This is a genomic window from Rhodococcus sp. IEGM 1306 (genome assembly GCF_036541985.1).
Taxonomy (GTDB): Bacteria; Actinomycetota; Actinomycetes; order Mycobacteriales; family Mycobacteriaceae; genus Rhodococcus_F; species Rhodococcus_F qingshengii.
The window spans coordinates 33,959-50,974 of record NZ_JAZHFF010000007.1 but is presented as its reverse complement, the minus strand read 5'-3'; the positions used below and the strand labels follow the sequence as shown (position 1 = coordinate 50,974).

Genomic DNA, 17,016 nt, shown 5'->3' with positions numbered 1-17,016 from the left:
CTCAACGCTGAAGCTGTTGTTGCCCAATAACGGCGAGGTGCCGATCTTCGCTACGGTGGATGACATGACCGAATCTGACAGCGACAAGCTGATACACCCGACTGCAACGGCGGGTTGTGCCGGCGTCGACGTTCCGGACAGCCGGGGTCGCACCGGCCTCGACCGAACAGGTCTCGGGCTGCACGGTAATCCGAACGTCGAGGTCGAACGAGTCGAGGTCACCTCAGACGGTTGGCATGTGTTGCGTCGCAGCACCTTCACGTATCGGCGAAGGGACGGCACTCTCGAGACACAGCAACGAGAAACCTACGACCGTGGGAACGGCGCGACGATCTTGCTGTACGACCCCGAACGGCGCACCGTCCTGTTGACGAAGCAATTCCGCTTTCCCGCTTACGTCAACGCACACCCCGACGGAATGCTGATCGAGACCGCAGCCGGTTTGCTCGATGCCGACACGCCGGAAGTAGCCATTCGGCGAGAGACGAGCGAAGAGCTCGGCGTCGCGATCGGTGAGGTGCAGCATCTGTTCGATCTGTACATGAGCCCCGGATCCGTCACCGAGAGAGTGCATTTCTTCGCCGGCCGATACAGCCCGGCGGACAGAACCGGCAGTGGTGGCGGGGTGCCAGACGAAGGCGAGGACATCGAAGTCCTGGAGTTGCCGTTCGACACGGCACACGACATGATCTCCGGTGGAGAAATCGTCGACGGTAAGACGGTTATTCTTCTTCAATGGGCGGCCATGTCGGGGGCACTGACTTCGAAGTCGATTGCCTGAATTTCTATATCCTGTGCCGATGGAACCTGCTGAGTACAGCGACGCGCTGAGGTCTGTCCTCGATACCGTGTCGGCGGTAGTGAGCGATCGACTGGCTGCGATTCACCACGCGGCAACCCCGCGCACCGAAGGGATCGTCATCGATGTCTCGGTCGATCAGGACGGCGAGGGAACATTCGGCGTATGGGCACGATTCGAGGGTCCTGACGCATTCAGCCTGAATCAGCAAATCGGTGACGAGAGAGAGCTATTCGGCGTGATCTGGGGCGAGGAAGGCTGGGAACCGCCGGTTCCGCATCGACCGCGAAAGTGGTCACGTATGGAACTCGAGAAAGTTGTCGTCGGTGTCGTGGCCAAATGGATCGACGGGCTCATTCCCTCGGCCGCCACCGGACTAGCTTGGGAAGTAACGACTCCCGACGGAACTGTCGACGCTGTACCAGTGGGCGGTCGTGGACATCTGCCTCGATGAATCGCGGAAGCTGTGGGCGAGATGGAAGACCTCACCGCCACGGTTGTCGTCCAGGATCCGCCACTTGCACCGACGGATTCTAACTATTGTTGCGATGTCACCGGCCGGTCGCACCGTCGATCAGTTCGCGGAGGATGTCAGCGTGCCCGGCATGGCGTCCGGTCTCTTCGATCATGTGCACGAGCGCCCAGCGGACACTGGGAGCGGGTCGTTTCGCCCCCGGTCGCGGGATGGGCGCGGCAAGATCTGTGCATCCGTCGAGAACTGCGTTGGCACGCTCGACCGTCTCGCGATAGCGACTGACGACACCGTCCACGCTGTCTTCCGATGACGGCTGAAACGTCGCTTTCCAATCCGTCACGTTTTCTGCGAGAAACATCGATCGTTCGACAAAGGTCAAGTGAGTGACCAGCCCGAGCAAGGTTGTCCCAGACGGAACAATTGTGGTGCGCACCTGAGGTTCCGGAGCACCCTCGACCTTGGCAGCGATCGAATCACGCAAGTAGTCGAGAAACGCGCGTAGCGTATCGACCTCGCTATTTCCGGACCGGGGTGGTGGGGCATCACGGCGGCTGCGACGCGACGCTGCCATGGTGGTTCTCCTTACTCGGTGAAGAACGACATAGAGGCTTCATTCCTGGGTGGGCAGAACCGATCCTTCCGAATTCACTCCGATCCCGCATCAAATTTTGCCGTTGCGGCAAAGGCAGGCTTCATCGCCGGTATCACCGCGCCGAATGCAGGTCGTGCACAAGTTGGGGCCTCCGCAACTTGCCGACCTCGAAAGGCCACCGCTGCAGCGGGTAGGCGAGACGAGCCACGAAGTAGTTGGCGTACTCGGCGACGCCGAAAGCCCACACCGCCACCACGCCCACGGCCGCGCCGGAGTGATCTGGTAGCCAGATGACAACGCCGAGAAGAGCTATCGCCAACAAGAGAACATCGAGGACCCGAAACACGCGGTAGAGCGCTGCGAGGCGGGCCGGCATCGGTGCCTGCTCGACCCAGCCTCGGGCAAGCAGCCAGTAGACACCTGCTTGTACGAGAACCACGAGCAGTGGGGCCAGCGCCGACCACAACGCAGCGGAGTCTTTCGGACCTTCGAGCCGAGGCATCACGACGCCGACAGCCACAGCGGCAAATACGGCCGCGGCCGCCAGTTCGCCAAGACCGAGGCTCAGGTACCTGCGTCGCAAACTCATTCGCCGTTGATCCACCACGTGAGAAACCATATCCGTTGATCACCGCGCAGCGGGTGCGCAGCAGCTTCGAGGCTTTGCCTGAGATCGATCAGGCTCGCAGCCAAAGGAATACGGTTCACCTCGACTTGATTCGGGCGGATCATCCGGCACGTGTTGGCAGATCCGGCGGGAAACCTTTTCTGCCTAGGCAATCCACACTAGGGCTTGTCTGAAAACTAGTCCGAGATCGAGTCCACTGCTCATCCGACAAAGCCTGAAAGTGCGTCACCCGATCAGCAGTACATACATTCGTTCGCATACAGTCGGATGTGTCCCAGCGGCACCCCAGACTGGAATGTCCGCTGCGTCAACATCTGCCGATTGGGGGCTGGACGGATGGAATCGCCTGACTTACTGGGTCTGACGGTCTCACTGACGTCGTCGACGCTTATCCTCGCGTTCGTTGCTGGGCTCATGCCGCGACTCGTCGGTGATGAACCGAATCCCGTTGTCGGCATACGCACGAAGGCGACGATCTCGAGCCCCGAGGCGTGGCAATTGGCCCATCGGATTGCGTGGCCCCTTCTACGCCGGACGGTGTGGACAGCCGTAGTGGGACTGTGCATGCAGGTCGCCATCGGTGTCGTGACAGGTTTCGGATCTGTGGTGTCGGCTGTCGCCTCAACAGTCGTGTTTCTAGCGGTGCTCCTTGTCCTGCTCTGTGCAGCGTTGAAGGGCAACGCCGCGGCAAAATCGTTACGGCGCTGACCACCCGGGCCCGCATTTGTCAGAGGTGCCCTAGTTCTCCGATTTCAGTTCCCGATACGCGGTCGTTCGCGCCGGCGTGGTCCACGGTCCCGCATCTCGAGGATCGCGGCTGCCGTGGACGCGACCGTCTTGTCGTCGTCGCGTGTCAGCCGGGCGAGCGCTTCCCGGGCCGCCGCGCCGGGAATCTCAGCGAGTGCCTGCGTGATTCGCAACCTCGTCGGGGCGTCGTCAGTGCCGTCGAGCCCTGCCTGCACGGCATCGACGACCTCACCGCTTGTCGGTGAGTGCTCCGCGAGAAGACCGAGCACCTCTCCGGCCTCGACGTCGCGTCGCCCGTCGGCGACCATCTCGAGGAGAGCGGGCATCGAGACGGCCTCTCCGCGAGATCCGAGGGTGAGAGCGGCATCAGCGCGGACTATCGCGTCCGAATCATCGAGAGCTCGCTTCAGCGCCCGAGTTGCTTCCTCGGTGTGGATCCCGGAGATGGCCGACGTCGCGCGGCGTCGAACCTCGACGTCCTCCGATTCGAGGCCCTTCGTGAGACCTGCAAGGCCCGCACCTTCGGTCCTCGCCAACGCCCACTGCAACGCTCCGGCCACGTTGGCATCCTTCTCCGACAGGATGGCCTCGACGAGTGCGTCGACGGGCAACGCCGCATTCAGCTCCTGCGACAGGATCGCTTGCTGACGGTGGGCAGCGAACTCGGATTCGAGTGCACGCAACAGCGAGACCATGCGCAGGACGTCATCCCACTCCGAAGGGGCGGATGCGTCGACCCTTTCGAGTTTGGTCAGCAATTCCTCCTCCGCCGCGATCCGTTGCCGAGTGTGTTGCATGAGTTCACCCACCAAATCGGCCGGCGCGAAGTCGGGTTCGTCCAGTGCACGCTTGGCCTCGTTCAACGAGAGCCCCAACGTCCTCAAGCTCTCGACGTGGAAGAGTCGACGGATGTCGTCGGCGGAGTACTCCCGGTAACCGCCGGACGTGCGGCCCGTCGGCTTCACCAGTCCCAAGGTGTCGTAGTGACGCAGCATCCGTGTGCTGACACCACAACGCCGCGAGACCTCGCCGATCAACATCCGTCTCCCCTTCCTACGCGTCCGGGCCGATTGCCGCGACGCGCTTCGCCAACTCGTGTGAGAGTGCGAACCCACCGTCGGGGTCGTGCCAGAGTTGCTTTGTAGCATCAGCATGCGCCCGGACACGCGGATTCGGGTTCATTCCGGCCGCGTCGAGCACCGGGAGTACAGCCTCGCCGAGCCCGGTCAGAGCACGGCTCAGACTGAGCTGCATCTGCAGTTCGCCCCGCCCGAGTTCGGTCGCCAGATCCGCTGCGAGTGCACCCTCGACTCCTGCCGGCACGAGTGCCACTGCGGCGCGCCACGCACTGCGCGCGACCTCGTCGTCCTGGTCGTGCACCAGCGCAGAGACCTCGGGCCACGCGATCGGATCGCCGATCTTGGACAAGGTGTGGAGCGCCTGACTGCGGGCTTGCGAACCATCGGACCCGAGCTCACGGATCAGCCTCGGCACCGTAATTTCGGCCGGCAAGCGGCACAATGCCCAGGTCAGCATGTCGCGGACGAAGAAGTCCGGCTCGACGGCGCACCGATCGATCAGGGCATCCGTCAGCTCAGGGTCCGGGCGCGTGCCGACAGCGAGCGCGGCGCGCAGCCGAACCGAGGGATCAGCCGCGGCCAATGCGTCGACGAGGTGAGCATTCTGCCCACCATGGTTGGTTGTGTTCACGACAACCACCTCCTTCGTCGACCATTGGAGTCCTTGTCACTGTGTCAAGGTCAAGCGTCGCTGTCTCCGACACGGGAAATATCGCCTCGGATCACACGCCGGTTGTCGATCCTGGCCGAAAGATCATCAGCACGACGACAACGACCCAGAGCAGATTGAAGATCCCCGTCGCTGTGCCCAGTCGACGGGTGAGCCGCGTTGCGACATCCACAACGGACCCGGTTCCTTCGATCGCCGCCATTGTCAGCCGTTGGGCGGGAAGCACGACCGCGGTGAGTATCACGGCGGCAACGACGGTGAGTGCGATCGAGGTGAGGATCCACAGGTCACCGAGCACTCCGAGATTGACGGCGGTGGCGACACCGAGCATCGGAACGACAACGCCGATCGTGGCATACACCCGAACGATGCGATGCAGCATGCCCGTCGTCGCAACACTGGCGCTGTCCGGATCGGCGAGCGCGGCGCGGCTCGCCACCGGGAACATACTCGCCGCCACAGCGACGGGGCCGATGGCAAGAATGGCCGCAATCACGTGGAGGGACAGCAGGATTCCGGTCATGGGATTTCTCGCGTTTCGGTACGCACAAGCGTATTCACGCAGCGTCCGGGGCGAAGGTGATTACAGGCTCGGCGCCCTTGGCCGACCACACCGTTCCACGACGCTCGTAGTCGAAGAGCGCTTCGACCTCGAGACTTATCCGGGGCCCGAGGCATCGTTCCAACAGGTACAGGCCAAGGTCGAGACCGGATGTCACACCGCCGGCGGTGATCAGGTCACCGTCGTCGACGATTCGCGCCTGGATCGGAATAACGCCGCCGGCCGCCAGTGCGTCCACGGCAAGATGGTGTGTCACGGCGCGGCGCCCTTCGAGAAGCCCCGCCATCGCCAGCGCCAAAGATCCTCCACAGACGGTCGCAACAAGAACACCAGGATCGTCGAGTGCACGCCGCATCATGACAGGCAGTTCGGTTTCCGTTGTGGCCGCGAGTCTTTCCGGCAAACTGGTGCCCGGCTGGTCCGCATCGGGTTCGAAGAGACCCGATGCTCCGGGAACGATGATCAGATCCGCGTGTTCGACATCGAGGGTTGCAGTGGCGGTCATAGCGAGTTCACCACTTCCACTCAGGACGGTCCGAGGCCCCTCCGCGCTGACGAGTTCGACACTCAACGCCCCACCGCTGGCGAGACCCCCGGCGTAGAGCACCTCGTACGGACCCACGACATCCATGGGATCGAATCCGTCGAACAACACGATCTGCGCGTGCACTGCAACCTCCGATTTTGTGCGACGCGCTCCTGTGCGCTTCGCTGTTCCTACGACAGTAGGAGGAAGTTGACCCCTGCGCGACGGCTGAAAGCCAACCTTCGACGGCTTTCAGCCAACCTCACATATTCTGTGAAATACCAGTTGAGAGGATATTTCACGACACGAGATCACAGAATCTCGCGCCACATACGCTACGTTTCAGACATGCATGACGTTGCAGTTCTCGCGTTGCCCGGAGTGGTGCCGATGGACCTGGCAGCACCCCTCGAAGTCTTCGGACGATGCAGGCTTCCCTCAGGCGCACCGGCCTACCGGACCGCCGTGTGCGCGCTCACCGAGGAGGTGGAGACCGGAACGTTCACGATGCGCGTACCGCACGGACTGTCACGTCTCGCCCAGGCCAGCACGATCATCATCCCGGGCACCGCCGATCTCGATGTGCCGGTCGACGCCGAGATCATCGACGCCCTCAGATCAGCCGCGGATCGCGGCACACGCATCGCATCACTGTGCGTCGGCGCATTCACGCTCGCCGACACCGGCTTGCTCGACGGACTTCGCGCGACGACGCACTGGGCGGCCGCCGCAGAGTTGGCGCGTCGGCACCCGGCTGTCGACGTCGATGCTGCCGTTCTCTACGTCGACAACGGGCACATCTTGACTTCGGCGGGCGCTGCGGCCGCACTCGACCTCTGTCTGTACATGGTGCGTCAGGACTACGGGTCTGCCGTCGCCGCCGACACGGCACGTCTGAGCGTGATGCCGCTCGAACGTGCCGGAGGGCAAGCACAATTCATCGTCCACGAGCCTCCCGTACCCAGCGGGACAACCCTTCGTCCACTGCTGAACTGGATGGAAGAGAATCTCGGGGAGCAGCTCGACATCACGACAATCGCGGCCAGGGCAACGATGAGCACCCGCACGCTCAACCGCCGCTTCCAGGAACAGATCGGTACAACGCCGTTGCAGTGGCTCCATCACGCGCGGCTCCGCCAAGCGCAATTTCTGCTCGAGACTACCGACCACTCGATCGAACGTGTTGCGGGACAAGTCGGATTCAATGCCGTCACCACGTTCCGCGAACGCTTCCGAGACCTGGTCGGCACCAGCCCACAGCGGTACCGGACACAGTTTCGAACTTCCCGCTAGCGGGCCGGTCAGCCCTTGACGTTGCCGGCAGCGGTGTTCAGAACTGTGGCGACGTCGTCGAGGATGTACGGGATGGTCAGGACCGTCAGTCCGCCGAACGCGAAGTTCTTGTCGACGCTGAAGTCCTTGGTGGATGCCGTACGCCCATCGACGATCACCGGCTGAGCTGCCACCAGTGGCTCGGCGAGGAACGCGTTCAGAGAGTCCTTGTCGTAGGCCACCACGAACAGCACGTCAGACGCAATCAGCGGCGCCTGCTCGGTGCTCAGCTCGAAGTACACGGCCTCGGGATCCTTGGCGGGATCGGCCTGCTGGATCGTCGGCTCGTTCTTCAGACCCAGCTGCTCGAGGAACTCGACACGCACGTCGGCGTTCTTACTCACCGCGAAGGTGCTCGGACTGTTCGGGAGTCCGATGGTGACGGTCTTACCTTGCAACGCAGGGTTCTTCGCAGCCGTCGCGCTGATCGCGGCGTTGGTCTTGTCGATGAGCGTGCCGGCCTCGGCCTGTTTACCCAGCGCCTGACCAGCGATGGTCACCTGGTCCTGCCACGACGCGGTCCACGGCTCGTCCTGGAAGGAAACCACCGGCGCGATCTTCGACAGTGCGTCGAATTCCTGCTGAGTGAGCCCGGAGTACGGGGCGAAGATGAGATCTGGTTCAGCCTTGGCGAACTGCTCGACAGGTGCTTCGCCCGTTCCGTCACCCGACAACAAGATCGGCTGCTCGCCACCGAGCTTGTCGAGTGCCTCGGCGTCCCACTTCAGAATGCCCTGCGCGTCGGCCCCGTACTGAGGTCCGGAGAAAGTGGGCATCGCGACCGGGACGACACCGAGCGCCAGGAGGGCGTCCTGATTGGACCATCCCCAGGTTGCGACCCGCCTGGGCTCCTCCTTGATCTCGGCCGTGCCGAGGGCCGACGTGATCGTCACCGGGAACGCGGCGTCGACTGCGGATGAAGTCCGGGTGCTGTCTTTGTCGTCGGTGCTGTCTTTGTCGCCGTTGCTGCTGCAGGCCGCCATTCCGGCCGCCAGCCCGCACGCCGCCACGACGGCTACCATCCGGCGGACACGGCTGCCACCACTTCGTCGCTCTGACAGCCCTCGTCCCAAAATTCTCGCCACGCCAGGACCTCCCGGTCGATCGACCTGCTCAGACACCCCGAGCGGGTGACGGCGCCTAACGTAGCACGAAGGTAACCCTATCCTCAGTTGTCGTGCGCTCTACTTTGCCCTCTGTCGTCGCACCATCTCCGCGATCCAGATGGGCGCAAACGGCGAGGTGCAGTTCGGTGGAGTCGGGTAATCCTCGAGCACCCGCAGTCGCTCACCGATCTCGATTGCCCGGGCGCGGTACTCGGCATGTTCGATCCCGATCTGAGCCAGGCAGTGGTTCATCGCCCATTGCAGGCGGTCAGGAGCATCCTTCATCTCCGCCTCGATGACGTCGAGTAGCCCTGAAAGGTCAAGTCCCTCGGGCTTCTTCGCGACACGTTCGGTGGTCAGAGCCCACCCGGCGCTAGCGACCACAGGATCAGGGTCAGCGGTCCAGGCCACCCGCAACTCCTCGGCATGCGGGTTCTTCTTCACCACGTAATTGACGAGCCAGTCCTGCACCTTCGGAGTGCGGGCCTCTCGCAACATGACATCCAACTCGTCACGCTCGAACGCCTTCGGGCGGCAGATCAAAAGGGCCAACAATCGCGCCGCGGTATCGCCCGTCGCCCAAAGCTGTTGTGCGAGTTCCTGCTGAGTCTTCAATCGCTTCGCAACAGCGCGCAGTTTTGTGAGGTTCACACCGTGATCGTCACCGTGCTTCTCGTTCACCGCACGCGCCTTCGGATCTTCGAGAGCAGCCAACTCGTCCATCACCGCGGCAACCGTCGTTTCGGCCACTTCGTCCTCCAGTCACTACTTCTGCGATTCCCCTACAAGCAAAGCACGGGAAGGCGGGCGACCTACGTTTGAAACCTCGGCCAATGGGTACATGACTGCTCCTGAGGTGGCGGCACGCCACCATGAAGACAGGACGAACCTTGCATATGCGACGCGCCGCGGGTGCTGAGAACGTGGACGAAACCGCAGGCGGAGATGAAGACGGCGGTAAGAACATTCTCACTCGGGCTATAACCGGCCCACTCCTTTTCGTGTTCATCCTCGGAGACGTTCTGGGTGCCGGCATCTACGCGTTGGTGGGCGTCATCGCCGGTGAAGTTGGTGGAGCCGTCTGGGTACCACTGCTCGTAGCGCTCGTCATGGCATTGCTGACAGCAACGTCGTATGCCGAACTGGTCACCAAATATCCGCGAGCGGGCGGCGCAGCAGTATTCGCCCAACGGGCGTATCGGAAACCACTGATCTCGTTCCTTGTCGGCTTCTCGATGCTGGCGGCCGGCGTAACCAGTGCGGCGGGACTCGCCCTCGCATTCTCGGGCGACTATCTCAAAGCCTTCATCGACGTCCCAACCGTTCCAGCGGCGCTCGTCTTCCTGCTCCTGGTGGGACTTCTCAATGCCAGAGGCATCAAGGAGTCGATGCGCGCCAACGTCGTCATGACAGTCGTGGAGGTCACCGGGCTCGTCCTCGTTGTCGTCCTCGCTTGCATAGTTCTCGGGCGCGGCGACGGAACCCTGAGCCGCGTCGTGGAGTTCGACGACAGCCGATCGCCTGCACTCGCGGTGCTGGCTGCGGCACTCCTCGCGTACTACTCTTTTGTCGGCTTCGAAACGTCCGCGAACGTCGCCGAAGAAGTGAAGAACGTGAGCAAGGTCTACCCACGCGCACTGTTCGGAGCATTACTGACAGCCGGCGCCGCCTATGTCCTTGTCGGCCTGGCTGTCTCGGTGGTCCTGCCCGCCGACGAACTTGCCGCATCCTCCGGGCCACTGCTGGAAGTTGTGTCAGCTGCCGACGTCGGCGTTCCGCCTCGCCTGTTCAGCCTGATCGCGTTGGTCGCCGTCGCCAACGGCGCACTGCTGACAATGATCATGGCGAGCAGGCTGACATACGGGATGGCATCGGAAGGCTTGCTCCCGAGCGTCTTCGCTCGGGTACTGCCGCAGCGACGGACCCCCTGGGTGGCGATTATCGCGACCACAGCAGTTGCCATGGCTCTCTGCGTCACCGGATCGCTGTCAGCCCTGGCGGAGACGGTGGTACTCCTGCTGCTTTTCGTATTCATCAGCACCAACATCGCCGTCCTGGTTCTGCGCCGTGACGCAGTGCAACACAAACACTTCCGAACGCCGATCATCTTCCCGATCCTCGCTCTCGGTACGTGCGTTGCGTTGCTCACCCAGCAGAGCGCTGCGACGTGGTTACGCGCATCATTACTCTTGGCCGTCGGAGTAGTGCTGTACGCCCTCTCCCACCGCCGATCCACGAAGTGAGGTGCGATGTACAGGAGCCGGTGTGATGACCGACAGTTCTGACGCGTCAGATGTAATTCAGCGTCGAGAGCGAAAGATCAACAGGCGAACCCTGACGTACGGCGTGTCAGTCGTTCTGGCTACCGCGGTTTTGGTTATCGCGATCGTGTGGTTGGGCTCCCGGCGGGGCGAATGCTTCGGTACCGACACCTTGCTGTGCTCACAGAAGGATCGCCGACTGGCGGTCTTCGTCCCGAGCCTGATGTTGCTGCTCGGGACCGTGGGCGCGTTCTTGCGAGCCTCCCTGCGATTGCACCGCCTGCGGCGCCTCTACATCCGGCCGTACATGGCGTGGACCTTGGCGGGCCTCACCCTGACGTATCTGACCGGAGCTTACTTCTTGATCGGGGTTTAGATTCTCTGAATACGTCTGTTCAGCAACCAGATTGAGTCGACAGCCGCAAATCAGAATCGCGGATCGTCGATCGCAGTGAGGACTACTTCCCGCACTGACGTCGAAGACGACAAACTCGAGATCGAGCGCACCGTATCCACAACGTCATGTACCGGGACCAGAGATCCCTCTCCCCTGGCGGCAGCGACGTCTCGGGGCACGTCGAGTCCGTCTTCTGTATTGAGATATCCGAGATGAAGGACAGTCACTGCGAGTCTGTCCTTCCGGTAGCCCTCTCTCAACGCGTCGGCAATGCCGTTGATCGCGAACTTCGATGCACCGAACGCAACCTCCGGCCTACCGCTTCGCGGGAGTCCCGAGGTGGACCCGGTCAAGATGATCCGAGGTCGAGGACGGCCGATCATTCTCGGGATCAGGCGCTTGAGCAGGAGAATTGTGGCCGTGATGTTGGCGTTGATCATTTCGAGCATTTCGACATCGGATTGATCTGTGAACGCATAATCGGAAGTGAAGGCATCCCCTTCCCAAATTCCGACGTTGCAGATCAGGGTATCTACACCACCGACAAGCTCCTGATCGATCGAATTCGCTGCCGTAACAGGATCGGTCAGGTCGGCTTCGATCCACTCGGAGACGTCGAACCCGTCAGGACGCCGACGCGATATGCCGAGAACTTCGTCGCCATCGCTCCTCAGACCCTCGATCAAAGCACGACCGAGACCTCGGCTCGCACCGACAACAACCGCCCTCGCCACAATTACACCCTTCGTCGTCGCTCGAACCGATCCTATCGATCCAGCCGTCGCCGGTAGTTTCGTCGAGAAGCGAGAGACTCAGATTCGCACCGTAGTGCAGCTGGACAACTACGGGCTCGCCAATATTTCAGCCAGGGCACTGGCGAACTCGCGTGCTTGGTCAGAGGTGATGGTGGAGGCGGTCACACGAAGTGCCCGGTGGCACTGACCCGGCGTCGCCGAGAACTGACTTCCGTCCCGCACGAGCCAGCCAGACTCGGCGAGTCGCTCGACAATCGGTTCGGAATCCCGATCCAGCGGAACCCAGACATTGAGTCCGTCGAAAGTGTCAGGAACCTCGATATCATGTTCTGACAGTGCAGATTTCAGAAGGGTTCGACGGCGCTCGTAGACAGCGCGAGCATTGGCGAGGCCGTCGATCACCGTCGGATCACTCAGCAGTTCAGCACTCAAGCGCTGCTGCAGGTGACTGACCCAGTTGGCGCCCGACCGGAGATGAGTGCTCAGCCGAATGCCGGTGTCGAGGTCCGAGGCGACCACTGCCACGCGCAGGTCGGGCCCGAGAAATTTCGACACGGAACGAACAAGCGCCCACCGCGTCGTGCTCATCGGAGCGAGCCGACAGTACCGATTGCTGGACACGGCAGAGAAGTGATCGTCCTCGATTACCAGAACGTGAGGGAACTCGGCCAGGATGCTTCCGAGAATCGCCGCTCGGTCGGCGCTCATGCTGACCCCGGTGGGGTTGTGCGCACGAGGGGTGCAAATAATCGCGCGCACACCACTTTCGAGAGCACGCAGCAGCCCTTGCGGGGTAATACCCGAAGTGTCGATGTCCATCGGTACCGCTCGGAAGCTGTTGGCTTTGAGCGTTCCGATGCTCGCCAGGAAGCACGGATCCTCGATCGCGACGGCGTCACCTCGGGTCAAATGAGCGGTCAACAGTCGCTCGACCGCGTCAACGGCACCGTTGGTGATGGTGATCGAGCACGGCCTTGGAACCTCGTCCTCGATCGAGGAACGTGCCCAGGAATCGAGTAGAGGCTCGGTGGCTGCGGCGCCGTACAACCGGGGCGTGTAAGTGGTCCGGTCCAACGAGGCTCTGAGATCAGGCAGCAATGCCGGATCAGGATTTCCGCTGGCGAGATCCACGCTGCCAGGAAGAGCGATACCGCCTTCTCCTTCCAGGAACGGTATGGCTCGCACGAAGCTGCCGCGCCGGCCCTGTGTCTCCACAACTCCCGCCGCCACGAGCAAGCGATAGGCTCCGGCAACTGTGTTCCGGTGAACCTCGAGATCGTCGGCCAAGGCCCGTATGGGCGGCAACGCATCCCCTGGAGCCAGTACCCCAGCACTGATGAGATTGCGGATGCCCTCGGAAATCTCGCCCGCTGTCCCGCGGACGACATAGAGCCTCACCTGGTCCGCCACAGTGCTGGTCACAGGCTCACTCTATTAGCACATGACAAAACCTCCACGCTGTGACACATTGTCACATGACAAAAAATCTGTGAGGAGACACATGATTCTGCCCGGACAATTCCGCCTCTCCGACGACGCGGTCGCCGACTCTCTCCACGCCGGTGGATTCGGACACCTGGTCACACCGGGCCCCGAGACCCTCGAAGTCACGTCGATGCCACTGCTGTACAACGCCGAAGGAAACGTGTTGGAGGGGCATCTCGCCCGGACGAATCCGCATTGGCGATACACCGGGACATCGGAGTCTCTGGTGATCCTCCCCGGCGCCGACGCCTACGTGAGCCCCGAGTTCTACCCGAGCAAGAGCGTCCACGGGAAGGTCGTCCCGACGTGGAACTACGAAGTTCTCTACGTCTACGGCCAACTGGTTGCGCACGACGACGAGCAGTGGCTGCGTGCGCACGTCACCGCACTGACAGCTCGACATGAATCCGGCCGTGAGAACGAATGGAAGGTCACCGACGCGCCGCCGCAGTTCGTCGATGCGCAGCTGCGAGGGATTGTGGGGATCGAACTGCACGTGGCCCGTGTCTACGGAAAAGCGAAGTTGAATCAAAACCGTTCCCCCGCTGATCGCTCCGGCGTCATCCGGGGTCTGGAGAAGGGCTCATTCTCCGAACGAGAGACCGCCGCAGCGATGGTCGCCGCGGGCCTCGACAACGGTTGACCGTTACGCCGTCGTCGTACGCCTTGTCTAGTCGCACATTCAGGTGAGCGGTTTTCCACCCGTCACGCCGATGACTTCCCCAGTGGTGTAACTGGATTCGCCAGAGGCGAGAAATACATAGGCGGGAGCAAGCTCGGCCGGCTGACCTGCCCGCCCGAGCGGAACGTCGTCCCCGAACGTCTCGAACTTCTCCTTGGGCATCGTAGCCGGAATCAGTGGCGTCCAAATCGGTCCAGGTGCAACGGCATTGACCCTGATTCCCTTTCGTGCGACATCGGCGGCCAGTCCCTTGGTGAAGTCGATGATGCCCGCCTTTGTCGTGGCGTAATCGAGCAGCTCGGGCGACGGGGACGCACCTTGGATGGACGAGGTATTCACGATCGTCGATCCGGGCTCCATCTGCGCGATCGCTGCTTTGGAGAGCCAAAATAGTGCGTAGAGGTTGGTTTTCATCACACGGTCGAATTGTTCGGTGGTGATATCGGCGATGCCGCCCATCTGCACCATCTGAAACGCGGCGTTGTTCACCAAGATGTCGAGTCCGCCGAGTTCACGCACCGCGGTTTCGACCAAAGCAGAACAGTGTTCCTCGCTTCGGAGATCTCCCGGCACCGAGACGGCTTTGCGACCTGCCTCCTCGACCCAGCGAGCGGTTTCCCGAGCGTCCTGTTCTTCCTCGTCGAGATAACTCAGGACAACGTCCGCGCCTTCTCTGGCAAATGCAATCGCGACCGCACGTCCGATGCCCGAATCCGCTCCGGTGACAATCGCACGCCTTCCTTCGAGTCGACCGCTTCCTCGATAGGTGTTTTCACCGTGGTCGGGAGGAGAAATCATGTCTGCGGTGAGACCGGGATGTGCGATCTCCGCCTGCCGCTCACGCACAGGAGCGGGGAACCGCGTGGTCGGGTCCTGCATTGCGTACTGGTCCGGCATATCGATACTCCTCAGGTGACGCAGTTTCTCGTGGGCTTCTGGATGGATGCACTGCACATGCCTCCTTCCCACCGAATAGAAATCGAAACCTCGGGGTGGCCGGGATCTCACTCGTCCTGGCGCCGACGATCTCGGTGCGTCGACCCCACTTGTTCGTTGTGGTTACTACGCGGTAGGTCGGGGTAGCCCGCGTAGCGGCGGTGGCTCCGCGACCCGCGGAGCACTCGTCGAGCAGAAGCTGAACATCACGTAAAGCCCGCACCGACGAAGGGACGACCCCGATATGAGCAACTCCGAAACCACGTCCGCCTTGATCACCCAGTTACGCATCCTCCTCGGTCTGACGCACACCGAGATCCAGGTCGCCGAAACGCGCGTCGCACAGGCCAGAACCGAGGCTGTTCGACGCGAATTGACGGAAAACGCAGAGAACGGCCGTGAAAGGGCGAGTTCCATAGAGTCCACTGTTCGCGATCTGGGGGGCGTGCCGGAATTGGTCGGTCCGTTCCTCGGACGCGCGACAGCCGGAGTGAAAGCGATGGTCGAACAGGCTCAGCCCTTCGACGAAGCGGTATTGGGAGACCTTGCGCTCGAACATCAACTCCTCGACCGTTCCCGCTACCTCAAGGCCCTGGCCACTGCCGGCGGCGATCAGACCGTCGCGGCGTTGGCCGACCGCCTCATCGCTGCACACTCCGCGACCGTGGACTGGCTCACGACTGTCTTGGCCGAAGAGGCACTCGGTGGACCGGCAGCTTTGCGCCGCACACCGATGCAAGCTGCCACCGGCGCGGCGATACGGCTGGTCAACGTTCCGGTCTCCTGGTCCACCCGCAGTCTCGACCGTGCCATCGACGCTGTTCGCACCTCACCGCCGGTACTGGGTGAGCTGATCAGCTGGGGCGCATATGCCGGTGACGTGACTGTGAAAACACTCTCGGCCAGTAGGGATGCGGCCATCGCCACGGCTGAGAAGGTCACTCGCCGAGAAGGTGCTGACGGTGCCGCCGACGTCTTCCGTTCGGTACGGAAGTCGAGTGGGCTACTCGACCCCACTGAACTTCCCATCGAAGACTTCGACGAACTCAACGTCACCCAAGCCGTCTCCGCTGTGAAGGAACTGACCGACGCCGCACAGGTGCGGGACATCGTTGCGTACGAGGAAGCGCACAAGAACCGACACGGCGTCGTATCCGCTGCCCAGGCAAGACTCGCAGCGATCGCCCAGGAAGTCGTCGGAATCAACTAGAGCGTTCAATCGACATATCGAGAGTCCGACTCTCGGAACCGCGAGCACTGGACCTCGTGAAAGCGGGATTCGCGGCCAGGGCACCCGAGACCGTCAAGAAGATGACAGCGGCTCTCGAAGCCCTCTGATCAGTTCGACGCGCGCGGAATCGAGAATTTCCTCGGAGAGCGGGGAACCCTTGGTAGCTCGCGAAAGAACCAGTGCACCGAGCATGGTGGAGAGCCGGAGGAGACCGACAGCTTCGTCGTCGGCAAGAGCTGCGGCAAAATCCCCCACTCCCTCCGTGTAAACCCGACGGGCCTCGCTGTCTGCAGGCTCGCGCGCCATGTCGGCGGCGAGCGCAGCAGCGGGGCATCCGTCTGCCGGGTTGTCGCGATGCGCCACCGAGAGATAGGTATCGATCAAAGCTTTTCGGGCGGAGTCACGTTGCCCTGCATGCTCTTCGAGTTCCGCAGAATGCAGCTGAGCCAGTTCCTTGAAGGCGTGGGTGGTCGCTTCGTCGATGAGAGCGTCCTTGGACGCGAACTGCTTGTAGAAGCCACCGTGGGTCAGCCCCGACGCCTTCATCAGGTCGGCGACGCTGAGGTGAGTGCCCTTCTCTCGGAACAGTCGGGCTGCGGTTTCCACGACGCGCCGACGGTTCTCTTCCGCTTGTTGCTGCGATACGCGGCCCATCACAACGCCTTCCAGTTTGGATTTCACTTGACATCTATCCTAGCCGACACTTAGATTTGATTCATAATCTAAACGTCACGAGCAATCACAACACTGGGA

Annotated in this window: 20 protein-coding genes; 8 read left to right on the top strand and 12 right to left on the bottom strand. The window is 62.1% G+C overall.

The window, feature by feature from the left end; all coding sequences use genetic code 11:
• The first annotated feature begins 64 nt into the window (after positions 1-64).
• On the top strand, positions 65-781 hold the full coding sequence (locus V3587_RS20365; RefSeq protein WP_193594779.1) for an NUDIX domain-containing protein: 717 nt from the start codon (positions 65-67) through the stop codon (positions 779-781).
• Between the two features lie 19 nt (positions 782-800).
• Complete coding sequence (locus V3587_RS20360; RefSeq protein WP_054826715.1) at positions 801-1,253, top strand: DUF6389 family protein; 453 nt, start codon at positions 801-803, stop codon at positions 1,251-1,253.
• A gap of 97 nt (positions 1,254-1,350) precedes the next feature.
• Here the strand turns inward: V3587_RS20360 and V3587_RS20355 are convergent, their stop codons facing one another.
• Entirely contained in the window at positions 1,351-1,845 is a 495-nt protein-coding gene (locus tag V3587_RS20355; RefSeq protein ID WP_064443541.1) for a DinB family protein, read from the bottom strand.
• 133 nt (positions 1,846-1,978) lie between these two features.
• Positions 1,979-2,455 (bottom strand): hypothetical protein, encoded by a 477-nt coding sequence (locus tag V3587_RS20350; RefSeq protein WP_082920584.1) that lies wholly within the window; start codon positions 2,453-2,455, stop codon positions 1,979-1,981.
• Between the two features lie 375 nt (positions 2,456-2,830).
• On the opposite strand from V3587_RS20350, the gene V3587_RS20345 reads away from it, so the two are divergent.
• Complete coding sequence (locus V3587_RS20345; RefSeq protein ID WP_064443539.1) at positions 2,831-3,202, top strand: SdpI family protein; 372 nt, start codon at positions 2,831-2,833, stop codon at positions 3,200-3,202.
• Positions 3,203-3,246: 44 nt separating this feature from the next.
• On the opposite strand, the gene V3587_RS20340 is transcribed toward V3587_RS20345, so the two are convergent.
• The 4 genes from V3587_RS20340 to V3587_RS20325 all read right to left on the bottom strand — a co-directional run bounded on the left by V3587_RS20340 (position 3,247) and on the right by V3587_RS20325 (position 6,222).
• A complete protein-coding gene (locus V3587_RS20340) occupies positions 3,247-4,281 on the bottom strand; it encodes a HEAT repeat domain-containing protein (protein WP_042922925.1) in 1,035 nt (344 codons plus the stop codon).
• Positions 4,282-4,294: 13 nt separating this feature from the next.
• The gene (locus tag V3587_RS20335) at positions 4,295-4,960 is read right to left on the bottom strand and encodes a HEAT repeat domain-containing protein (RefSeq protein WP_179090777.1); all 666 of its coding nucleotides are present in this window, start codon (positions 4,958-4,960) and stop codon (positions 4,295-4,297) included.
• 82 nt (positions 4,961-5,042) lie between these two features.
• Positions 5,043-5,513 (bottom strand): DUF2269 family protein, encoded by a 471-nt coding sequence (locus tag V3587_RS20330; RefSeq protein WP_003943264.1) that lies wholly within the window; start codon positions 5,511-5,513, stop codon positions 5,043-5,045.
• A gap of 34 nt (positions 5,514-5,547) precedes the next feature.
• The gene (locus V3587_RS20325) at positions 5,548-6,222 is read right to left on the bottom strand and encodes a DJ-1/PfpI family protein (protein ID WP_007735669.1); all 675 of its coding nucleotides are present in this window, start codon (positions 6,220-6,222) and stop codon (positions 5,548-5,550) included.
• A gap of 204 nt (positions 6,223-6,426) precedes the next feature.
• On the opposite strand from V3587_RS20325, the gene V3587_RS20320 reads away from it, so the two are divergent.
• Entirely contained in the window at positions 6,427-7,371 is a 945-nt protein-coding gene (locus tag V3587_RS20320) for a GlxA family transcriptional regulator (RefSeq protein WP_042922997.1), read from the top strand.
• Positions 7,372-7,379: 8 nt separating this feature from the next.
• On the opposite strand, the gene V3587_RS20315 is transcribed toward V3587_RS20320, so the two are convergent.
• On the bottom strand, positions 7,380-8,432 hold the full coding sequence (locus V3587_RS20315) for an ABC transporter substrate-binding protein (RefSeq protein WP_007735664.1): 1,053 nt from the start codon (positions 8,430-8,432) through the stop codon (positions 7,380-7,382).
• Between the two features lie 162 nt (positions 8,433-8,594).
• A complete protein-coding gene (locus tag V3587_RS20310; protein ID WP_030537444.1) occupies positions 8,595-9,266 on the bottom strand; it encodes a DNA alkylation repair protein in 672 nt (223 codons plus the stop codon).
• Positions 9,267-9,412: 146 nt separating this feature from the next.
• Here V3587_RS20310 and V3587_RS20305 point away from each other — a divergent pair, with 146 nt between their 5' ends.
• Together V3587_RS20305 and V3587_RS20300 are read left to right on the top strand one after the other, a co-directional pair.
• On the top strand, positions 9,413-10,759 hold the full coding sequence (locus tag V3587_RS20305; protein WP_042922927.1) for an APC family permease: 1,347 nt from the start codon (positions 9,413-9,415) through the stop codon (positions 10,757-10,759).
• Between the two features lie 25 nt (positions 10,760-10,784).
• Entirely contained in the window at positions 10,785-11,153 is a 369-nt protein-coding gene (locus tag V3587_RS20300) for a hypothetical protein (RefSeq protein ID WP_042448254.1), read from the top strand.
• Between the two features lie 50 nt (positions 11,154-11,203).
• Here the strand turns inward: V3587_RS20300 and V3587_RS20295 are convergent, their stop codons facing one another.
• A complete protein-coding gene (locus tag V3587_RS20295) occupies positions 11,204-11,908 on the bottom strand; it encodes an SDR family NAD(P)-dependent oxidoreductase (protein ID WP_042448150.1) in 705 nt (234 codons plus the stop codon).
• A gap of 108 nt (positions 11,909-12,016) precedes the next feature.
• Positions 12,017-13,351 carry an aminotransferase class I/II-fold pyridoxal phosphate-dependent enzyme gene (locus V3587_RS20290; RefSeq protein ID WP_223257969.1) on the bottom strand — a complete coding sequence of 445 codons (1,335 nt, stop codon included), beginning with the start codon at positions 13,349-13,351 and terminating at the stop codon, positions 12,017-12,019.
• Positions 13,352-13,430: 79 nt separating this feature from the next.
• On the opposite strand from V3587_RS20290, the gene V3587_RS20285 reads away from it, so the two are divergent.
• Positions 13,431-14,057, top strand: coding sequence for an FMN-binding negative transcriptional regulator (locus V3587_RS20285; RefSeq protein ID WP_030537447.1), 627 nt, complete (start codon positions 13,431-13,433; stop codon positions 14,055-14,057).
• A 39-nt stretch (positions 14,058-14,096) separates the two neighbouring features.
• Here the strand turns inward: V3587_RS20285 and V3587_RS20280 are convergent, their stop codons facing one another.
• Positions 14,097-14,993, bottom strand: coding sequence for an SDR family oxidoreductase (locus tag V3587_RS20280; protein WP_007735622.1), 897 nt, complete (start codon positions 14,991-14,993; stop codon positions 14,097-14,099).
• Between the two features lie 283 nt (positions 14,994-15,276).
• Here V3587_RS20280 and V3587_RS20275 point away from each other — a divergent pair, with 283 nt between their 5' ends.
• Complete coding sequence (locus V3587_RS20275) at positions 15,277-16,242, top strand: hypothetical protein (RefSeq protein WP_047272359.1); 966 nt, start codon at positions 15,277-15,279, stop codon at positions 16,240-16,242.
• A 93-nt stretch (positions 16,243-16,335) separates the two neighbouring features.
• Here the strand turns inward: V3587_RS20275 and V3587_RS20270 are convergent, their stop codons facing one another.
• Positions 16,336-16,944 carry a TetR/AcrR family transcriptional regulator gene (locus V3587_RS20270; RefSeq protein WP_211097547.1) on the bottom strand — a complete coding sequence of 203 codons (609 nt, stop codon included), beginning with the start codon at positions 16,942-16,944 and terminating at the stop codon, positions 16,336-16,338.
• Positions 16,945-17,016: the final 72 nt, after the last annotated feature.